The organism is Blautia sp. An81, assembly GCF_002161285.1.
GTDB classification, from domain to species: domain Bacteria; phylum Bacillota; class Clostridia; order Lachnospirales; family Lachnospiraceae; genus Blautia; species Blautia ornithocaccae.
This window is the reverse complement of record NZ_NFHH01000007.1, coordinates 49340-67145: the sequence shown is the minus strand read 5'-3', so window position 1 is coordinate 67145 and position 17806 is coordinate 49340. Positions and strand designations below refer to the sequence as shown.

Here is a 17806-nt window from a genome sequence, read left to right as displayed (position 1 = left end):
AATATAAGTCCGGGACAGACTGATTTTTCAACGCCTGTCCCGGACTTGTATTGTTTATCTTATAGTTACTTAAGCTGAATGGTAAAGGCCTCTCCCACAGGCTGATAATCATTGCTCATCTTTCCGCTGGTCTCCGGGAATTTTACGGCATATGGGGTCAGAGTCAGGCTTTCCGCCTGGTCGTTTACATAGCCGTTGTCTATGGTGCTGACTTCCATACGGCCCTGGCCGTCATGAATGGAACGGGTGATAAATTCCACCGGATTCCCCAGATTGTCTTCTCCTTTCAGGATAACATCGTAGACCGCCTTTTCAGAAGAAAGGGTGAAAAAGATCTTCTGGCCTACTTCACTGGTGGTGTATTTTTCCAGGGATAATGTAGTACCATCAGGCAGGGTAATGTCTTCCTTCAAAGGAATGGTTACGGTATCGGCAAGGAGCTCTGCCCCTGAGGAGGTAAAGGCTATGGTGCCAATCTCTTTGCCGGCTACGGAATAGCGGATTTCCATATCCACAGTGCCGCTGGTATCAACATCGGGAAGGTCGATTTCCATAGTAGATACCAGGTTATAGTCGTCTGCCTGTTCAATGCCGCCGCTGGCTCCGCTGGAAGCCATTTTGCCGTTGATAAATACCATGGCATCGGCGGTATACTTCATTTGTTTCTCTACAGTGTCCATCTTTTCGGAAGTGGTCAGCGTATCGGTAATGTACATCATATTTTCATCCAGTATCACTTCGTTTAAAGTTACAGTGAACCCGTCTTTGGACACGGACTCTCCGACTACTGTAGTATAGGGGGACAGATCTGCGGAAATCCCCAGGAGCTGTCCCAGATTATAGGTGACAGATTTTACTGCAGCGTAAGCTGTGATTCTGACCGATGGAAGGGAACCGACGCCAATCAGGACAACTGCAGCCGCAGCGGCAGCTGCATATTTTCTCCATCGGTGTTTTCCGGCGGCTTTTCTGTCTGAAGAAGTGGAAATCCTCTTTTTGTTAAAAGCTTTTTTCCAGTTTTTTACGTCTTCTTGGGTTGCCTGAGCAGCTGGGTAGGACTCCGGACTGCTGTCAATATCGTTTAATAAATCGTAGATGGATTCTTTCATAGGTCAGTCTCCTTTCTGGACTCTTCCGGGAAATAATTTTCGGATCTTTCGCTTTCCACGGGACAGATGGTTGTAGATCATCGGCCTGGACATACCTGTGTCCCGGCTGATTTCTTCCATATCCTGTTCTTCTACATAAAGGCGGAGGAATAAGTCTTTATCCTGGGGCTTCAGGCAGTCCAGCATCTGCTGGGTCTCCCGGGAAATTTCTTCTTCAATGGCCTGAAGGGCCGTATCCTCCTGGGCAGCTGTGGCAGGCAGATTTTCCTCCCAGCTATGCTCCATAAGATGGTGGGAATATCTTCTCAGACAGTCCAGAGCCTTCAGTCTGGCTACCCCTGCGATCCAGTTGGCGAAAGGGTTTTTCTCCGGCCTGTAGGAAGCGATGTTTTCCCAGACTGCGAAGAACACTTCATTGATACAGTCTTCCTCATATTGGGTCAGACTGCCGATATGCCGGTGTATCACAGAACGGACAAGACCGCCGTAGTGGAGCATACAGTATTCCAGGGCTTTTTCATTCCCAAGACTTATCTCCTTTATAAAATTTTGTTCCGTTATTTTCATAAACTCTCCTTCTGGCTTAAGTATGCATACAAGATCCGGCAGAATGGTCTGCCGGCGCCATATGAAAATAGTATAGCGTAAAACTCATCTGATGGTTATACCTTATATTCGTAAAAAAAGAGGAAAATCTATCCGTTTTCAACAGAAAATAGAAAAAATAATTAATTTCAGGCCAGAAAAGCCGGATCTTGCCAGGAACGGTTACAAAAGTGAAAATGGGAGATGCAACCGTACCATTGAGTCCGAGAGTACGGTTACATAAGAGAAATTGGCAGACATGACCGTACCAGGGCAGAAGTACGGTTATGGGAGAACAGGACCATGGTTTAAAGGCCTTTTTTCGGCTTTGGGAGTCTTTCCAGATAGGTATCCAGAACTTTGGTACGTTTCAGAGCAGTTACAAGTACCAGGGCAATGAGAGTTCCTCCAAAGCTGGACACAAAGAAGGGAAGAACAAAAGCAAACACAGCACAGGAGTCTCCCATAAGGAGTATAGCTATTGGATAGCTTAAAATTCCGCCGATGACAGAAGTGCCAAAGAGTTCTCCCAGGTATGCCATGGGAAGTTTCCGAGTATAGTGGTAGAGCAGGCCACAGATCAGGGCGCCGCACATGGAACCAGGAAAAGCCAGAAGAGTTCCGGTTCCCATGAGATTTCTCAGAAGACTTGTGACAAAAGCCATTCCCACAGCATACCAGGGACCTAAGAAGACTCCGCCCAGTATATTGATGAAATGCTGGACTGGGGCACACCTGGAAGCTCCTACAGGAATGGACAGAGGGGAGCATACAATTCCCACCGCAACAAGGATGCCTGCCAGGGCAAGCTTGCGGACATTTACACTTTTCATATTGATCAAAACCTTTCATTAAAAAAATTTCTCCAGGCCTTATTGTATCACAGAGCAAAGAAAATTTGAAAAAAATCTGTGGGCTTTTTTACCTGGTACTCCAGGTCCCGGCTTTCAAAAACAACCTTAAAATAAGAATTCCTGCCCGGGGCTAAGTCAGCTATGACCACCGGGTTTTTCCAACATATTATGAGATTGAGGGCAAAACTATCTGCTCTCTTATCATAATATGGAGGTAATGTTATGGGCATAACAAATGCGAATAAAGAAATAGATGTTTCCAAAATAGACTGCGATGGAATCGTGAAAGTAACTCTGGGGCTCTCTGCAGCACCGGATATTTCTTCCAATCCCACAGATATTGTTCTGGTGCTGGACCGTTCCGGGAGCATGACGGGAAGTCCCCTTGCCAATATGAAAGAAGGGGCAAAGACTTTTATAGATATTATTGATGAGTCTACGGACAGCTCCCAGGATGGAAATATCGGCTCCGGGAGCCACATCGGTATTGTAAGCTTTGCCAGCGTTGCCGTGGCTGACACGGGGCTTATTACTTCAACAGAGGATTTAAAAAATGCTGTGGACGGACTTATTGCCGGGGGAGCAACCAACCATGCAGACGCTTTTTCCAAGGCTATCCAGCTTTTCGATCCCGCCTCCTCCAATGCCAGGGTGATCATTATGTTTACAGATGGAAAAACCACAGCCGGAGCTCCTCCAGCCCCTGTGGCGGCAGAAGCCAGGGATGCAGGAATCGTCATCTACTGTATCGGACTTCTGGGGGACGATGGAATAGACGTGGAAGTGCTTAACGACTGGGCCACAGACCCGGATGCATCTCATGTGGCGGTGACGCCGGATGAGGAAGAACTGGAGGATTTATTTGCAGATTTAGCGGCTGACATTTCAAAACCTGGGGCCCTTGATATTGTTATTGACGAGGAAGTAAACCCAGATTTCAGCATCGTGAGCATCAATCCTCCCAGCAAAGGTACCGCTGAGATGGTAAATTCCACCACACTTCAGTGGAAAATTTCTGAGCTGGGGGTTTCCGGAAATGAGGGAGCTTCCCTGGAGTTCTTTATTAAGCATATAGGCCAGACCTCGGGGAAAAAACTTGTGAATGCTTCTATTACCTATTCCGATAAAGATGGAAATAAGGTGATTTTCCCGGAACCTTATGTGATTGTAGACTGCGAGAAGCCGGTGACCCCGGAGAAATGCCCACGCCCCATAGACTTTAAAGTGGAAGGATGTAAGGACTTTGCTGTGATAGATCTGGGGGATGTATATCTGGAATCCCAGGGAAGAATACTGGAACTTAACCTCACCATTAAGAATGTGTGCCCGGATAAAAGAGTGGCTCTGGGGATTATCCTTACAGAAGTTGACTGCTATGGAAAGGAGTACCAGAGAGGCCTGAAAACCATGACAATTCCTGCCCACCACTATCCTGGATGCCGGGATATTCAGGTAAAATGCGTTAAATTTGTGGTTCCGGATGACATAAATGTATGCGGAGGAACTCCAGGGACAATGTGCGAAGAAAGAAAATTTAAGGCTCAGGTAATCGCTAATACCATTGATACAGACTTCAGATGCTGTGAGTCTGTAGTCAACATCTAGATTTGATAAAGGAGGGGTACCCCAGGTCAGAAATGACTTGGGGTACCCCTGATTAAAAACTGGAAGAAAAATAATCTTTATACAAATTTTTGAGCAGCCTATATCAAGATAATTCTATCCTCTTTTTTAACAGTGACTTGCTCTTGATTTTCTGTGTGAATATCTATAGTTTTTGATTTTCTCAATTTTTCTACGAAGAAAATTCTGGGGATGTAATAATTTTCATGTGAATCCCAATCTATGCCTAAGTGGATAACAGCATTATCATATGTGCTGTAAAACAGCAGTTCACAGTCGATATTTGTAGGCGGTTTCACTTTATTTTTATTATAGTTTACAGCTAATGGATTCTCTAACAATGAAGGAAGCAGATAAAAATAGACATATTTTGCCTTAACATTATTAAACTGTTTTTTATTTAATTGCTTTAACTGTTTTATGTCTATCAATCCATTTTTAATATTATTCCATCCATCTTCACCCCGGTAATTATGTAAATCGGAATATTTTACAGAGCGTTTGGCAATAGACTCTACTCCCAATAAATGGCAAAAATTACGAGTATTAAATGCTAACTTGATTTTGCGGGAACTGTTATTTGCAGTGACAGTATATGTGAAAATGAAGGGATATAAGAACATTTCGTAGAATTCTCTCAAGACTTCCAGAGTGATGTCGTTTATCTTTGGTTTTATAGTAAGATTATTTAAATCGGTAGCACTATACATTTGACCTCCGAAATAAGATAAAAGACGTAGGACAAGTGACCTGTTCTTCTGAAAAAGAAAGGGTTCTGCACTGACCAGAACCCTTCCACGCAGCTAAATTTATTCTGCTCATATTTAAACTCTCCGCAGCAGAGAAACCAGGAGCTGCACCTGATTATATACTTTATGCTGTAATTTTAAAAAGTATACTTTTTGCTCATTTTTTACTTCTCCGCAACAGAGAAGAACAGTTGAACTTAACTGTTAATCATAGTATAAACGTCTGTTTTGAGCATGTCAATAACTTTGATTCTAAGCTGAAAGTTTATGACAGATTGTTTCGAACAGAGGGCAGGCTGAAATTTCTGGAAAGTCTGAGTGAAAATGTAATAATTGACATTACAATAGCTGCCAGTTAAAATAAAATACAAAGAAAGGAGACGCCCATGCAGATTTCAAGCAGATTTACCATTGCCATACATATGCTTACATGTATGGAAAATTTTAAGGATGAATATAAGATAACCAGTGACTTCCTGGCCTCCAGCATTAATGTGAACCCTGTGATCATCCGCAGGATCTTGTCACAGCTGAAAGAGAAAGGCCTTATCGAAGTAAAGAGAGGAACCGGAGGCGCCGCTGTGGTAAAGCCTCTGGAAGAGATTACTTTTCTGGATGTATATCAGGCAGTAGAATGCATAGAGGAAAATACGCTGTTCCATTTTCATGAAAATCCTAATATGAACTGTCCTGTGGGAAAGAATATCCATAACATCCTGGATGATAAGCTGCTCAGAGTCCAGGAAGCTATGGAAAAAGAGCTGAAGGCCATTACTCTGGCAGATGTAATGAAAGACCTGAATAAATATGTATAATTAACAATTCAGAAACAAAAGTTAAACATTACAGCAACAGAAAGAAGTTATCCTGTTTGTCAGAGACAGAGAAAAGGAGGAAAAGAAGATGGTACACATCCTCGTGGTGGAAGATGATGAGAAACTGAACCGGATTGTCTGTACTTATCTGAATGACAGTGGTTTTCAGGCGAAGGGCTGTCTGAATGCCAGGGAGGCTTATGATGAAATGTACAATCAGCTTTACGACCTGATCATTTCAGACATTATGATGCCGGAAATTGATGGATTCGAATTTGCCCGAACGGTGCGGAAGGTGAACCAGAGAATCCCCATTCTCTTCATGTCTGCCAAGGATGATCTTCCTTCCAAGCAGAAAGGATTCCAGTTGGGAATCGACGATTATATGGTAAAGCCTGTGGAACTGGATGAACTTGTCCTTCGGGTACGAGCCCTTCTGCGCCGGGCCAATATCGAGCTGGAGAGAAAGATCACAGTGGGAAACCTGGTGCTGGACGCCGATGGAATGAGTGCAGAAGTAGATGGAGAGGAAATCAGCCTGACTACCAGAGAATTCAATATTATATATAAGCTTCTTTCTTATCCCAAAAAGACTTTTTCCAGAGCTCAGCTAATGGACGAATTCTGGGACCTGGACAGCGACACCAGCCTTAGGGCGGTGGATGTATATATGACAAAACTTAGAAATAAACTGTCTGGTTGTGATGGATTTAAGATTGTGACAGTACGGGGACTGGGATATAAGGCGGTGCTTCAATGACCAGGAAAGATAAAACCGGGAAACGGATCATTAAGGACAGCCTTTTTCCAGTTTCTCTTTTCGCTATCTATCTGGGAGTCATTCTTCTGATGTCAGGAATCCATCAGGGACTGGTAGTGCTTATGAACGCTCTTGCATTGAACAGCGTCATTCAGACCCTTATTCCTACCATATACTGGAGTGCCGTGGCAGTAGGTCTGACCTTCTTTACAAGGAAGAAAATAAAGGATACTTACGAGGCACCTCTTCACAGGCTGGCAGAAGCTACCGAGCAGGTAGCCGGAGGGGATTTTTCTGTGTATGTTCCCACAGTTCACACCTCTGACAAACTGGATTATCTGGATGTGATGATTTTGGACTTTAACAAGATGGTGGAAGAACTGGGAAGCGTAGAGACCTTGAAGACAGATTTTGTTTCCAATGTTTCCCATGAGATGAAGACCCCTATTGCCATTATCAAAAATTATGCGGAACTGCTCCAGATGAAAAACGTAAGTGAAGAAGAAAAGCTGGAATATGCAGAAAATATTCGAGAGGCCGCAGGAAAGCTGTCTGCACTGATCAGCAATATCCTGAAGCTGAACAAGCTGGAGAACCAGCGGATCGACCCGGAGATTGAGAGCTACGACCTATGCGGTCAGCTGGAAGAATGCATCCTGCAGTACGAAGAACTATGGGATGAGAAGGAACTGGAGCTGGAGGTAGATATAGAGGAAGGGGCTGTAATACAGGCAGACCCCAGTCTTATGGAACTGGTGTGGAATAACCTGATTTCCAATGCCATTAAGTTTACGGAACCGGGAGGAAAAGTAACCATACGTCAGACTGGAACCAGTGATCATGTGGAGGTGTCTGTCTCAGACACTGGCTGCGGCATGAGCAGAGAAAGCGTCCGGCATATATTTGACAAATTTTATCAGGGAGATACTTCCCATTCAAAAGAAGGAAACGGACTTGGCCTGGCTCTGGTAAGGCGAATCCTGGATTTGATGAATGGAGAGATCCAGGTTATCAGTGAAAAGGGAAAAGGGAGTACCTTTACAGTAAAGCTTCCCAGACAGAAGGAAGGAAAAGAGGCCATTGGAGGTTGATAAATGTTGGAGAATGAGAGTAGAAGACATAGGGACTTTATAGGATATGAATATAAAGAAGTATCAGCGGAGCCAGGGCAGATTTCTTTTCTTATAGACGGATACGAAAATTTCGGCTGGGAAGTGGATGAGAATGCGGTGCAGTATGGAAATGACAGATACCCAGAGAAGACAGGGGCTCCCCACCAAAGAAAAATAATGCTGCGATTGAAGAGAAACAGGAAAATCGTCAATAAAATGGAGCTTACAAGACTTCAGAGAAACTTTGAGGCCTGTGTGGCAGAAATCAAGAACCTGGAGAAAGAAAAGACTTCCCGTCCTGGGATACAGGCGCTGTCTGTGGGAATCATAGGAACTGCCTTTATGGCCGGCTCCACTTTTGCAGTAACAGCAGATCCTCCTCTGATACTGTTATGCATTATTTTGGCTGTTCCGGGATTTCTGGGCTGGATATTTCCCTTTTTTCTGTATAAATGGGGAGTCAGAAAACAGACAGAAAAGATGAATCCTCTCATAGAAGCGAAATATGATGAGATTTATGAAATCTGTGAAAAAGGGAATAAGCTGCTGAATTAAAAGAAATATAAAGACATGAATAGCGGAAAGAGGCGGCTTTTGTGTATACAAATAAAAGCCGGTAAGTTATAATGAAAAAAACAAGTTGGTTTATATTTTACTGCTCGGGGAGGAGACAATGGGGGAGAAAAGACTGAAGGCGGGAAAAATTTTACTGCTGTCTGTAAAAATCGCAATAGGAGCCAGTCTGGCTATTTACATAGCAGAATACCTTCAGCTGGAGTATGCTGCTTCTGCGGGGATCATTACCCTTCTGTCTGTTTTGACCACAAAGTGGGGAACACTGAAACTTTCTCTTCTGCGTATTCTTACATTTCTCATAACTGCAGCAGGATGCTGGCTGATTCTTCAGTACGTCCGGGGAGACTGGATAGGATTTGGAATTTTTCTTTTTTTCATGGTAGGGCTTTGTGAACTGACCGGTCTTAGAAATACCCTTTCGGTAAACGCAGTTATTGCTACCCATATTCTGGCGGCCCAGGATTTTTCGGTGGACTTTTTACTCAATGAATTTTTCCTGGTGCTGATTGGAGTTGGCCTGGCTTTCGTCCTGAATCTTTTCAACGGGAATAGGGCTCACAAAAAAATGCTTATAAAAAATATGCGCTATACGGAGCAGCAGCTTCAGATAATCCTGGAAAGACTGGCGGGCTACCTGAGGAGAGAGGAAACTGTGGGAAGCATATGGGCGGATATTATCCGTTTGGAGGATAAACTGAAATTTTTTATTGAACAGGCTTATGAGTATCAGAACAATACCTGGCATTTTCATCCAGCTTATTACATTGATTATTTTGAGATGAGAGAAAAACAGTATGGGATTTTGCATAATCTCCACTATGAGATTAAAAAGATAAGGAATATGCCGGAACAGGCGGAAGTAGTAGCAGAATACATCCTTTACATGAAAGAACACGTAACAGAAATGAATAATCCAAAAGTTCAGCTGGAACGCCTCCACCAGGTTCTGGCAGATATGGAAAAGACTCCTTTGCCTGAAAACTGGGAGGAATTTGAAGGAAAAGCAAAAGTATATCATATTATGATGGATTTGGAAGAATTTCTGATATATAAGAAAAGATTTGTAGAATCACTTGATGAGAAGAAATTGAGGATTTACTGGAATAAAGAAAACGCAGGGAGTTAAACCTGCGTTTTCTTTATTCCAGTGTATTTACCCAAGCTGCCAGAGCCTCTTTCGTTGGGGCGCCGTTGAGAAGCTTTCCTGGCTTCCAGTTTATAGATGGATATTGCTGACGGAGTTTTTTCTCGCAATTTTCCACACCGCTGCTGCCGGAAGTAGCGAAAGGAATTACAGTTTTTCCGGCAAAGTCACAGGACTCTAAGAAAGTATTAATGATAGTAGGGGCTACATACCACCATACAGGAAAACCAAGGAAGATTACGTCATAACTGCCGGCATCCAGATCCTCTTTCATGATCTCCGGGCGAGAAGAAGGATCGTTCATCTCCAAAGAGCTGCGGCTCTTTTTATTCATCCAGTCCAGATCTGCAGCAGTATAGGGAATAGCCGGCTGGATTTTATACAGATCAGCCTCTGCGGCCTGAGCCAGATTCTTTGCTACAGCTTCCGTTACGCCGCTTGCGGAAAAATACGCTACTAATTTTTTACTCATGTCTGTTCCTCCAATCTTATATTTTGTCTTTTTCTTTCTATTATAGGATCAGGAATAGGAAAAGTCTAATGCTTATATGGTATTGTAGAAAATGCCTTTCACGTACAGAAATCCTTTTTGGGGAAACTCTGTTGAGACATTTCTATATTTGTTTCGAAATCTTATATTCTTTAGTTAAACAAGTGATACACTGCCGGGCCTCTTTGTATTATACTGTAAGCATAGAACAATCCAACAGGAGGAAATGGACCATGGGTGCATTTGATTATCAGAAAGTAAAAGAACCGCGTTATTTTCAGGAAGGAAGAATGGAAGCTCATTCCGACCATCCATATTATGCATCAGCAGAGGATGCAGAAGAAAAAGTATGTGTATTTACTGAAAGCCTGAACGGCTTGTGGAAGTTTCACTATGCCAGAAATTATAATTCTGCCATACAGGGATTTGAGACGGAAGAATATAACTGCAGGAACTGGGAGGATATCCGGGTGCCGGCTCACATTCAGATGGAAGGCTACGATGTGCCTCAGTACGCTAACACTCAGTACCCCTGGGAAGGACATGAAGAGATTCAGCCAGGTGAGATCCCGGAAAACTTTAATCCGGTGGCCAGCTATGTGAAATATTTTGAAGTTCCGGAACATATGAAGGGCAGAAGGCTTTTTATCTCCTTTCAGGGTGCGGAAAGCGGTCTGGCTCTCTGGCTGAACGGACATTTTGTGGGATACAGTGAGGACACCTTTACTCCGTCAGAATTTGAACTGACAGAATATGTAAAGGAAGGAGAAAACAAGCTGGCAGCCCAGGTGTTTAAATGGACTTCCAGCAGCTGGTGCGAGGACCAGGATTTTTACAGATTTTCCGGAATTTACAGAGACGTATATCTGTACACGGTTCCCGATGTACATATCAGAGACCTGAGAATCCGGGCCATACCTGACGAGACATTGACCAGAGGCACTCTGGAAATCCGCACAGAAGCCTGGGGACAGGGAAAAGCCCTGGTCTGCCTGTCCAAAGACGGCAGGACCTTTGAAGGAGAGTATGATCTGGACAAGGGCGGACTTACTATGGAGATCGAAAATCCAGCGCTGTGGAGTGCAGAAGAGCCTCAGCTTTATGATTTGACTATCCAGATATATGACCAGGATGGAAACCTTCAGGAATATATCCCGGAACGGGTGGGATTCCGCAGATTTGAAATAAAAGACCATATCATGACTCTGAATGGAAAACGTATTGTATTCAAGGGTGTGAACCGCCATGAATTCAGTTCTGTTTCCGGGCGCCATGTGTCCGAAGAAGAACTTATCAAAGACCTGAAGACCATGAAGCAAAATAATATCAATGCCATCCGCACCTGTCATTATCCAGATGCGTCTCCACTGTATCGTCTCTGCGATGAGTACGGACTGTATCTTATCGATGAGACGAACTTGGAATCCCATGGTTCCTGGGATACTGTGGAAGAGACAGGTGATATTTCAGGAGTAGTTCCCTGTGACAGACCGGAATGGCTGGATATGATGCTGGACCGCGCCAACTCCATGTATCAGAGAGATAAGAACCATCCGGCTGTTTTGATCTGGTCCTGCGGCAATGAATCTTTCGGAGGAAAGGATATCTTTGAAATGTCCCAGTTTTTCAGAAAAGAGGATCCTACCCGTCTGGTTCATTACGAAGGAGTATTCCATGACCGGAGATACAATGATACCAGCGATATCGAAAGCCAGATGTATACTTCAGTGGAGAACATTAAGAAGTTCTTAGAGAAAGACAGGAGCAAGCCTTTTATCTGCTGTGAATATACCCATGCTATGGGAAACTCCTGCGGAGCTATGTATAAGTATACAGACCTGACAGATACCGAGCCTTTATATCAGGGTGGATTTATCTGGGATTATATTGACCAGACGCTGTATAAAAAAGACAGATACGGAAAAGAATTTCAGGCCTACGGAGGAGACTTCAGAGAGCGTCCCACAGACTATGAGTTCAGCGCTAACGGCATTGCTCATGGAGGAGAGAGAAATCCTTCACCTAAGATGCAGGAAGTAAAATTCAATTATCAGAACATTACCGTTCAGGTGGGAGCTGGAGAGGTTAAGGTTATCAACAAGAATCTTTTTGTAAATACCAATACCTTTAACTGCCTTGTAACTGTAGAAAGAGATGGAAAGATCATCCGCAGAGCAGGACTTGAGACGGATGTTGAACCCTTATCCGAAAAGACCTATGCCCTTCCTGTTCCCCAGGAGACCAGACCAGGGGAGTATGCAGTCACTGTGGCTTTCCTTTTGAAGGAAGACAAAGTATGGGCAGCCGCAGGTCATGAAGTGGCTTTCGGCCAGTATGTCTATAGTGTCCAGGCAGAGAAAAAGAAATCTGCCAAAAAGATTGAAGTCATCAGAAGTACTCATAATATCGGTGTTAAGGGAGAGAACTTTGAGGTAATCTTTTCCGGTCTTAATGGAGGACTGGCTTCCTATAAATATGGGGGGAAGGAAATGATTGAGGCAATTCCAAAGCCGAATTTCTGGAGAGCTCCTACGGACAATGACAACGGCAACTTTATGCCTGCAAGATACGGACAGTGGAAGATTGCCAGCCTCTATGCCACCCATAAAGACTACCGGGAAAACACCTATGCGAAGATCATAAAACCTGAACTGGAGGTTAAGGAGAATACTGCAAAGGTTACTTTTACATACCTTCTTCCTACAAGGCCTGTATCTCAGTGCCAGCTTTCCTATGAGGTAGACGGAGAAGGAAAAGTGACAGCCGTCCTTTCCTATGACCCGGTGAAAGAACTGGGAGATATGCCGGAATTTGGCGTAATGTTTAAGCTGAATGCAGACTATGACCATCTGGAATGGTATGGACTGGGACCGGCTGAGACCTATGCAGACAGGCAGAAAGGGGCAAAGCTGGGAATTTACAGAAACCTGGTAAAAGACAATATGGCCGCTTATGTAGTGCCTCAGGAGTGCGGAGCCAAGGCCGGCGTCCGGTATGCGAAAGTAACAGACCGGAAAGGCAGAGGAATGCTTTTTGAAATGGACGAGAAGAGCGGTCCCATGATGTTTTCCGCCCTGCCTTATACGCCTCATGAGATGGAAAATGCCAGACATCCTTATGAACTGCCGGAGGTACATTATACAGTAGTACGGGCAGCTCTGGGACAGATGGGTATTGCCGGAGATGACAGCTGGGGAAGCCCCACACATCCGGAATTTCTATTGAATACAGAAGGAAAAATGGAGTTCGCTTTCTCCTTTAAAGGTATTTAAGCTTCTTTGAGCCTATGGTCTCAAAGCTGTGCTCGACAAATTCGCATAAAATGTATAAATATTCCTGACATATGTTTAACGCAGCAGTTCCACTCTTGTGTTTTTTAAATTTTTGTGCTAAATTGATACTCTACCTTGTACACGAAGTATATAGTATATAAGATCAAAAAGGAGATTAATATGACAGAACTGATTTGGCATACCCTTATGCATGCTGTAAGCGATACACTGCGTCTGGTGCCCTTTCTGTTTCTTACGTACCTGGTGATGGAGTATCTGGAGCACAAAACCCAGGAGACCACTCAGCAGATGATACGCAGAGCAGGAAAGCTGGGCCCTCTTATCGGAGGAATCGCCGGAGTATTTCCACAGTGCGGTTTTTCAGCTGCTGCCTCCAGTTTTTATGCGGGAGGAGTAATCTCAGTGGGAACTCTTATGGCGGTTTTTCTTTCCACATCTGATGAGATGCTGCCGATCTTCATTTCAGAGGCGGTGGAAATCTCAGTGATTTTAAAGATACTGGGAGTGAAGATACTTATTGGAACTGTGTCAGGCTTTGCTCTGGATATCCTCTGGAGGGCAGGAAGCAGGAAACGGAAAGAATATCATGAGCACAAACACATTCACAGGGAACATCATGAGAAAGATATACATGATCTATGTGAACATGAACACTGCCACTGCGAAGAAGGCAGTATTCTGAAATCTGCTATAATCCATTCTCTTCAGATCACCCTCTTTATCTTTCTGGTAACCCTGGTTATCGGATTTCTGGTGGAAGTTCTGGGTGAGGACCAGATTGGAGCGATCATCAGCAGCCAGCCTGTACTGGGCGTTCTGCTGGCAGGTCTGGTAGGAATGATTCCCAACTGTGCCGGTTCTGTGATCATTACCCAGATGTATCTGGGAGGAATCCTGGGAACCGGACAGATGATGGCAGGCCTTTTGGCAGGAGCCGGCGTAGGGATCCTGGTGCTGTGCCGTACCAACCGGGGAGCAAAAGAAAACCTGGGAATCATCGGTCTGCTCTATGGCATCAGCGTATTCTGGGGAATTTTGTTTGAAATTCTCGGCATTGCCTTTTAAAATCGGAGGGAAACTATGAATGTCTATGACCTTCACTGCGATACCATCAGCGCTATCTGGGAAGGCAGGAAAGAAGGAAAGGATCTTTTCCTTTCTGCCAGCAGCCTTCAGGTAGATCTGGAGAAAATGAAAAAAGGGGACTACCAGCTTCAGACCTTTGCTATTTTTCTGGACAAAGAAAATACAGAGGACTGTTTTGCAGCGGCGAAAGAAATGATAGAGCTGTTTAAAAAGGAGCTGGAAGTAAATCAGGATAAGATCGCTCAGGTTTATTCCTATGCAGATATCCAAAAGAATAGAGAAGAGGGCCGGATATCTGCTCTCCTTTCCCTGGAGGAAGGCACCATTTTTGAAAAATCCTCCCGGCATTTACAGTGGCTCTATGACCAGGGAGCCAGGATTGCTACTTTAACCTGGAATCATGAAAATGATCTGGGATATCCCAATCACCAGGGGAATCCTTTTAAAGACCATCCCTGGAGCTGGGGAGATGAGCGGGGACTGAAAGAAAAAGGGATCAGGTCCCTGGAACAGATGGAAAGCCTGGGAATGATCCCGGATGTTTCTCATTTGTCTGACGGAGGATTCTGGGATGTGGCGAAATATTATAAAAAGCCATTTTTAGCCACTCATTCCAATGCCAGAGGAGCTGCCCCGGAAGCTGCCAGAAATCTCACAGATGATATGATCCGTGCTTTGGCAGAGCGGGGAGGGATTCTGGGACTGAATTACTGTGTCAGCTTTGTGCGTAAAGACTGGAGGCCCGGCCAGCCGGGAGCATCCATGGAAGAGCTGATCCGGCAGATCCGGTACATAGTGAATGTGGGAGGGGAGGAGTGCCTGGGCCTTGGCTCTGACTTTGACGGGATAGAAGAGGCCCCGGAGATGGAAGATGCCGGGGGAATGGAAAAACTTGCAGAAGCTATGGAAAAGGCGGGAATTTCTTATAGGCTGACAGAAAAAATTTTTTGGAAAAATGCGGACAGGTTTTTATGGGAGAACCTTGGATAGTTTTATATAGACTTGTATAGCTGCCGGGAATAAATACTTTTGAATGTAGAGTGTTTATTTCCGGCTTTGCTGTTTTAAACCCCTTGACAAACTATCAATTAAAGCATATACAATCAATTGATAGTGAAGAACTTTTCGCTGGGGGTGAGCGATATTTTTCTTAGTACACAGTCGAAAAAAAGAGATGTCATTGCTTTTCTGGAAGAGCTAAAAGCACTTCTGGGAAATGACGACTTTAATATAGATACGGATCTTGTTATGATACGCAAAAATAAAAAAGACGACATGGAACATTCGACACCATATGCATAATCGGAGACGAAAAGGAGGTAGGACAATGGAGACTGGTGTTTTAATTAGAAAGATCCATATGGATTGTCCACTATGTGGAAAGGCTCATGAAGTTGAAGAAAGAAAACGTTTTGCAACAATCTTGCTGAAGGGTGATGAAGTGAACTATGAGGAGAGGTTTTATTTTTGTGTAAATGCAGATGAAGAAGAAAATGAATTTGAAACTGGAACCATGACCAACGAAAATCTTCTCAATGCACGTAACGCCTATCGCATTAAGCATGGTTTACTTACATCTGATGAGATAGTTTCAATAAGGGAAAGCTATGGCCTTTCACAAGTTGATCTTGCAAGATTACTTGGATGGGGAGAAGCTACAATTTCAAGATATGAGAGCAAAACAATTCAGGATGAAGCCTACGATACAATGCTTCGGCTGATTAAGGATAATCCGTTACAAGCTTTAGAATTTTTGAAGAAGAATGCTGCTAAATTTTCAGGAGCAAATAGAGTGGAGGTAAGAAAAAATATTATAGAGAAGCTGGACTCTTATGGAAAAGAGTATTTGACACGACAGGCATTTGAAGGAGAATATGTCAATTATGAAGAACCCTCTGACTCCAATGGATTTACAACATTGGATATTGATAAAATCGAGGCTGTGATTTCATACATTGCTGAAAATGTTTCTAATTTATTTAAAGTAAAACTCATGAAAATGCTCTGGTATGTAGATGCTTTTTCTTATAAGCTGAACGGATGTGCTATGACAGGTATGGTTTATAGACATAATGATATGGGGGCGCTTCCCATTGGACATTATAGTCTTATGAATCTGGAGAACCTAAACGTTCGTGAAGAAGAGAGCTATAATTATGATTCTATGTTGCATATATATCCGACTAGAGGGATGGATTATTCTATTTTAAACGATGACGAAAAGAATATCATAGATAAAGTGATTAAAAAATTCAAAAATTATAAAGCAAAAGAAATTATTGATTATATGCATGAAGAGAAGGCATATATCGAAACTAGACCTGGAGATATTATTCCGTTCTCTCTAGCAAAGAAGATAAGGGAATTTTAATACATGACATTACCTTTGTGTAACGAGGGTAAGAGGAGCTGATAAAAAAAGATTATTCCGCGGTAAATCGAAGCTTAAAAGCTGAAATTACGGAATAATCTTTTTTAGTGTTAATGTAATTAGCCAGTAAAACTTATGCTACCGATACTTAATAACCATATCCCTAAAGCTTTCTACAAAATCAGAAACCGCATCTTCATTGGTAACCCAGGAAGTGCAGAATCGAAGGCAGGTATGGTCTGAATCCGGCTTGCACTGGAAAGTAGTCAGATACTTACTGTTGATTTCCTCAGCCAGTTCATTGGGGAAAATGGGGAAAATCTGATTGGTAGGAGCATCGCACAGCAAGGGGATTCCGGTTTCCGCAAAGACTTCCTTGATAGGCTCCATGCGCCGGATACTTTCCTTTCCCAATTCTATGTAAAGATTATCTTTGAACAATTCTTCAAACTGAACGCCGATCATCCATCCTTTTGCCATAATAGCTCCCCGCTGTTTCATGTTAAAGCGGAAATGATCCTTAAATTCCTCCCGGATAAGGACCAGGGCCTCTCCAAACATGGCTCCTGACTTGGTACCTCCGATATAAAAGGCATCACATAATTTAGGCAGGTCCGGGAAGGTCAGGTGAGAGACCTCTTCTGCTGCCAGTGCAGCAGCCAGACGGGCTCCGTCCATATACAGATACAAATGATGGCGCTGACAGAATCCGTAGAGAACTTCCAGCTCTTCTTTTGTATATACGGTGCCGATTTCTGTAGGATTTGATATATAAACCAGCCTGGGCTCTACCCAGTGCTCATTTTCATGAAGGTCCAGAACCGGACGGATCAGGTCGGGTGTTAATTTGCCGTCTTCTGTGGAAATAGAGAAGACTTTGTGTCCGGTAGCTTCGATAGCGCCTGTTTCATGGGTGTTGATGTGCCCTGTCTGAGCGCTGATCACTGCCTCATAAGGCTTTAATACATGAGAAATAAAAGTGAGATTCGTCAGAGTCCCGCCTGAGATAAAGTGGATATCTGCGCTGTAATCTTCCAATGCCTCTTGAATCAGTTCCCGGGCAGCATTGGAATGTTCATCCAGTCCGTAAGAGTTATTTTGGTGATAGTTAATGGTTTCCAGGGCCCTGAGAATATTCGGATGGGCGCCTTCGCTGTAGTCGTTCTGAAAACTATACATGAGTATACCTCTCTTCCTGTGTGAAAATTCCGGAAACTACTTCCGGATAGCCCAAAAGAC

At 43.7% G+C, this 17806-nt stretch carries 16 protein-coding genes; 10 read left to right on the top strand and 6 right to left on the bottom strand.

What is annotated here, in order from left to right:
• Positions 1 to 65 precede the first annotated feature (65 nt).
• The 3 genes from B5G33_RS08075 to thiW form a co-directional block, all read right to left on the bottom strand.
• Positions 66 to 1109, bottom strand: coding sequence for a DUF4179 domain-containing protein (locus tag B5G33_RS08075; RefSeq protein ID WP_087274836.1), 1044 nt, complete (start codon positions 1107 to 1109; stop codon positions 66 to 68).
• Between the two features lie 3 nt (positions 1110 to 1112).
• On the bottom strand, positions 1113 to 1676 hold the full coding sequence (locus B5G33_RS08070) for a sigma-70 family RNA polymerase sigma factor (RefSeq protein WP_087274837.1): 564 nt from the start codon (positions 1674 to 1676) through the stop codon (positions 1113 to 1115).
• Between the two features lie 326 nt (positions 1677 to 2002).
• Positions 2003 to 2527, bottom strand: coding sequence for an energy coupling factor transporter S component ThiW (gene thiW / locus B5G33_RS08065; protein ID WP_087417269.1), 525 nt, complete (start codon positions 2525 to 2527; stop codon positions 2003 to 2005).
• Positions 2528 to 2770: 243 nt separating this feature from the next.
• Between thiW and B5G33_RS08060 the strand changes: the two genes are divergently transcribed.
• Positions 2771 to 4153 carry a vWA domain-containing protein gene (locus B5G33_RS08060; RefSeq protein WP_087417268.1) on the top strand — a complete coding sequence of 461 codons (1383 nt, stop codon included), beginning with the start codon at positions 2771 to 2773 and terminating at the stop codon, positions 4151 to 4153.
• 98 nt (positions 4154 to 4251) lie between these two features.
• Here the strand turns inward: B5G33_RS08060 and B5G33_RS08055 are convergent, their stop codons facing one another.
• Positions 4252 to 4881: a PBECR4 domain-containing protein gene (locus tag B5G33_RS08055; RefSeq protein ID WP_087417267.1), complete on the bottom strand. Its 630-nt coding sequence runs from the start codon at positions 4879 to 4881 to the stop codon at positions 4252 to 4254.
• A 425-nt stretch (positions 4882 to 5306) separates the two neighbouring features.
• Between B5G33_RS08055 and B5G33_RS08050 the strand changes: the two genes are divergently transcribed.
• From B5G33_RS08050 to B5G33_RS08030, 5 genes are all read left to right on the top strand, one after another.
• Positions 5307 to 5735, top strand: coding sequence for an Rrf2 family transcriptional regulator (locus B5G33_RS08050; protein WP_087274841.1), 429 nt, complete (start codon positions 5307 to 5309; stop codon positions 5733 to 5735).
• Between the two features lie 88 nt (positions 5736 to 5823).
• Positions 5824 to 6495: a response regulator transcription factor gene (locus tag B5G33_RS08045; RefSeq protein ID WP_087417266.1), complete on the top strand. Its 672-nt coding sequence runs from the start codon at positions 5824 to 5826 to the stop codon at positions 6493 to 6495.
• A complete protein-coding gene (locus B5G33_RS08040) occupies positions 6492 to 7586 on the top strand; it encodes a HAMP domain-containing sensor histidine kinase (RefSeq protein WP_087417265.1) in 1095 nt (364 codons plus the stop codon). Before B5G33_RS08045 ends, B5G33_RS08040 begins: the two co-directional genes overlap by 4 nt.
• A gap of 6 nt (positions 7587 to 7592) precedes the next feature.
• A complete protein-coding gene (locus B5G33_RS08035) occupies positions 7593 to 8162 on the top strand; it encodes a hypothetical protein (RefSeq protein WP_442856603.1) in 570 nt (189 codons plus the stop codon).
• A 118-nt stretch (positions 8163 to 8280) separates the two neighbouring features.
• Positions 8281 to 9309 (top strand): aromatic acid exporter family protein, encoded by a 1029-nt coding sequence (locus B5G33_RS08030; protein ID WP_087417263.1) that lies wholly within the window; start codon positions 8281 to 8283, stop codon positions 9307 to 9309.
• Positions 9310 to 9322: 13 nt separating this feature from the next.
• Here B5G33_RS08030 and B5G33_RS08025 read toward each other — a convergent pair whose 3' ends face one another.
• Positions 9323 to 9799: a flavodoxin gene (locus B5G33_RS08025; RefSeq protein WP_087417262.1), complete on the bottom strand. Its 477-nt coding sequence runs from the start codon at positions 9797 to 9799 to the stop codon at positions 9323 to 9325.
• A gap of 251 nt (positions 9800 to 10050) precedes the next feature.
• On the opposite strand from B5G33_RS08025, the gene B5G33_RS08020 reads away from it, so the two are divergent.
• The 4 genes from B5G33_RS08020 to B5G33_RS08000 all read left to right on the top strand — a co-directional run bounded on the left by B5G33_RS08020 (position 10051) and on the right by B5G33_RS08000 (position 16567).
• Complete coding sequence (locus B5G33_RS08020; RefSeq protein WP_087417261.1) at positions 10051 to 13089, top strand: glycoside hydrolase family 2 TIM barrel-domain containing protein; 3039 nt, start codon at positions 10051 to 10053, stop codon at positions 13087 to 13089.
• A gap of 180 nt (positions 13090 to 13269) precedes the next feature.
• Positions 13270 to 14175 carry a putative manganese transporter gene (locus B5G33_RS08015; protein WP_204247348.1) on the top strand — a complete coding sequence of 302 codons (906 nt, stop codon included), beginning with the start codon at positions 13270 to 13272 and terminating at the stop codon, positions 14173 to 14175.
• A 15-nt stretch (positions 14176 to 14190) separates the two neighbouring features.
• Complete coding sequence (locus tag B5G33_RS08010; RefSeq protein WP_087417260.1) at positions 14191 to 15186, top strand: dipeptidase; 996 nt, start codon at positions 14191 to 14193, stop codon at positions 15184 to 15186.
• 337 nt (positions 15187 to 15523) lie between these two features.
• Positions 15524 to 16567 carry a type II TA system antitoxin MqsA family protein gene (locus B5G33_RS08000; RefSeq protein ID WP_087417258.1) on the top strand — a complete coding sequence of 348 codons (1044 nt, stop codon included), beginning with the start codon at positions 15524 to 15526 and terminating at the stop codon, positions 16565 to 16567.
• Positions 16568 to 16705: 138 nt separating this feature from the next.
• On the opposite strand, the gene B5G33_RS07995 is transcribed toward B5G33_RS08000, so the two are convergent.
• Positions 16706 to 17746 carry a threonine aldolase family protein gene (locus tag B5G33_RS07995; RefSeq protein WP_087417257.1) on the bottom strand — a complete coding sequence of 347 codons (1041 nt, stop codon included), beginning with the start codon at positions 17744 to 17746 and terminating at the stop codon, positions 16706 to 16708.
• Positions 17747 to 17806 lie beyond the last annotated feature (60 nt).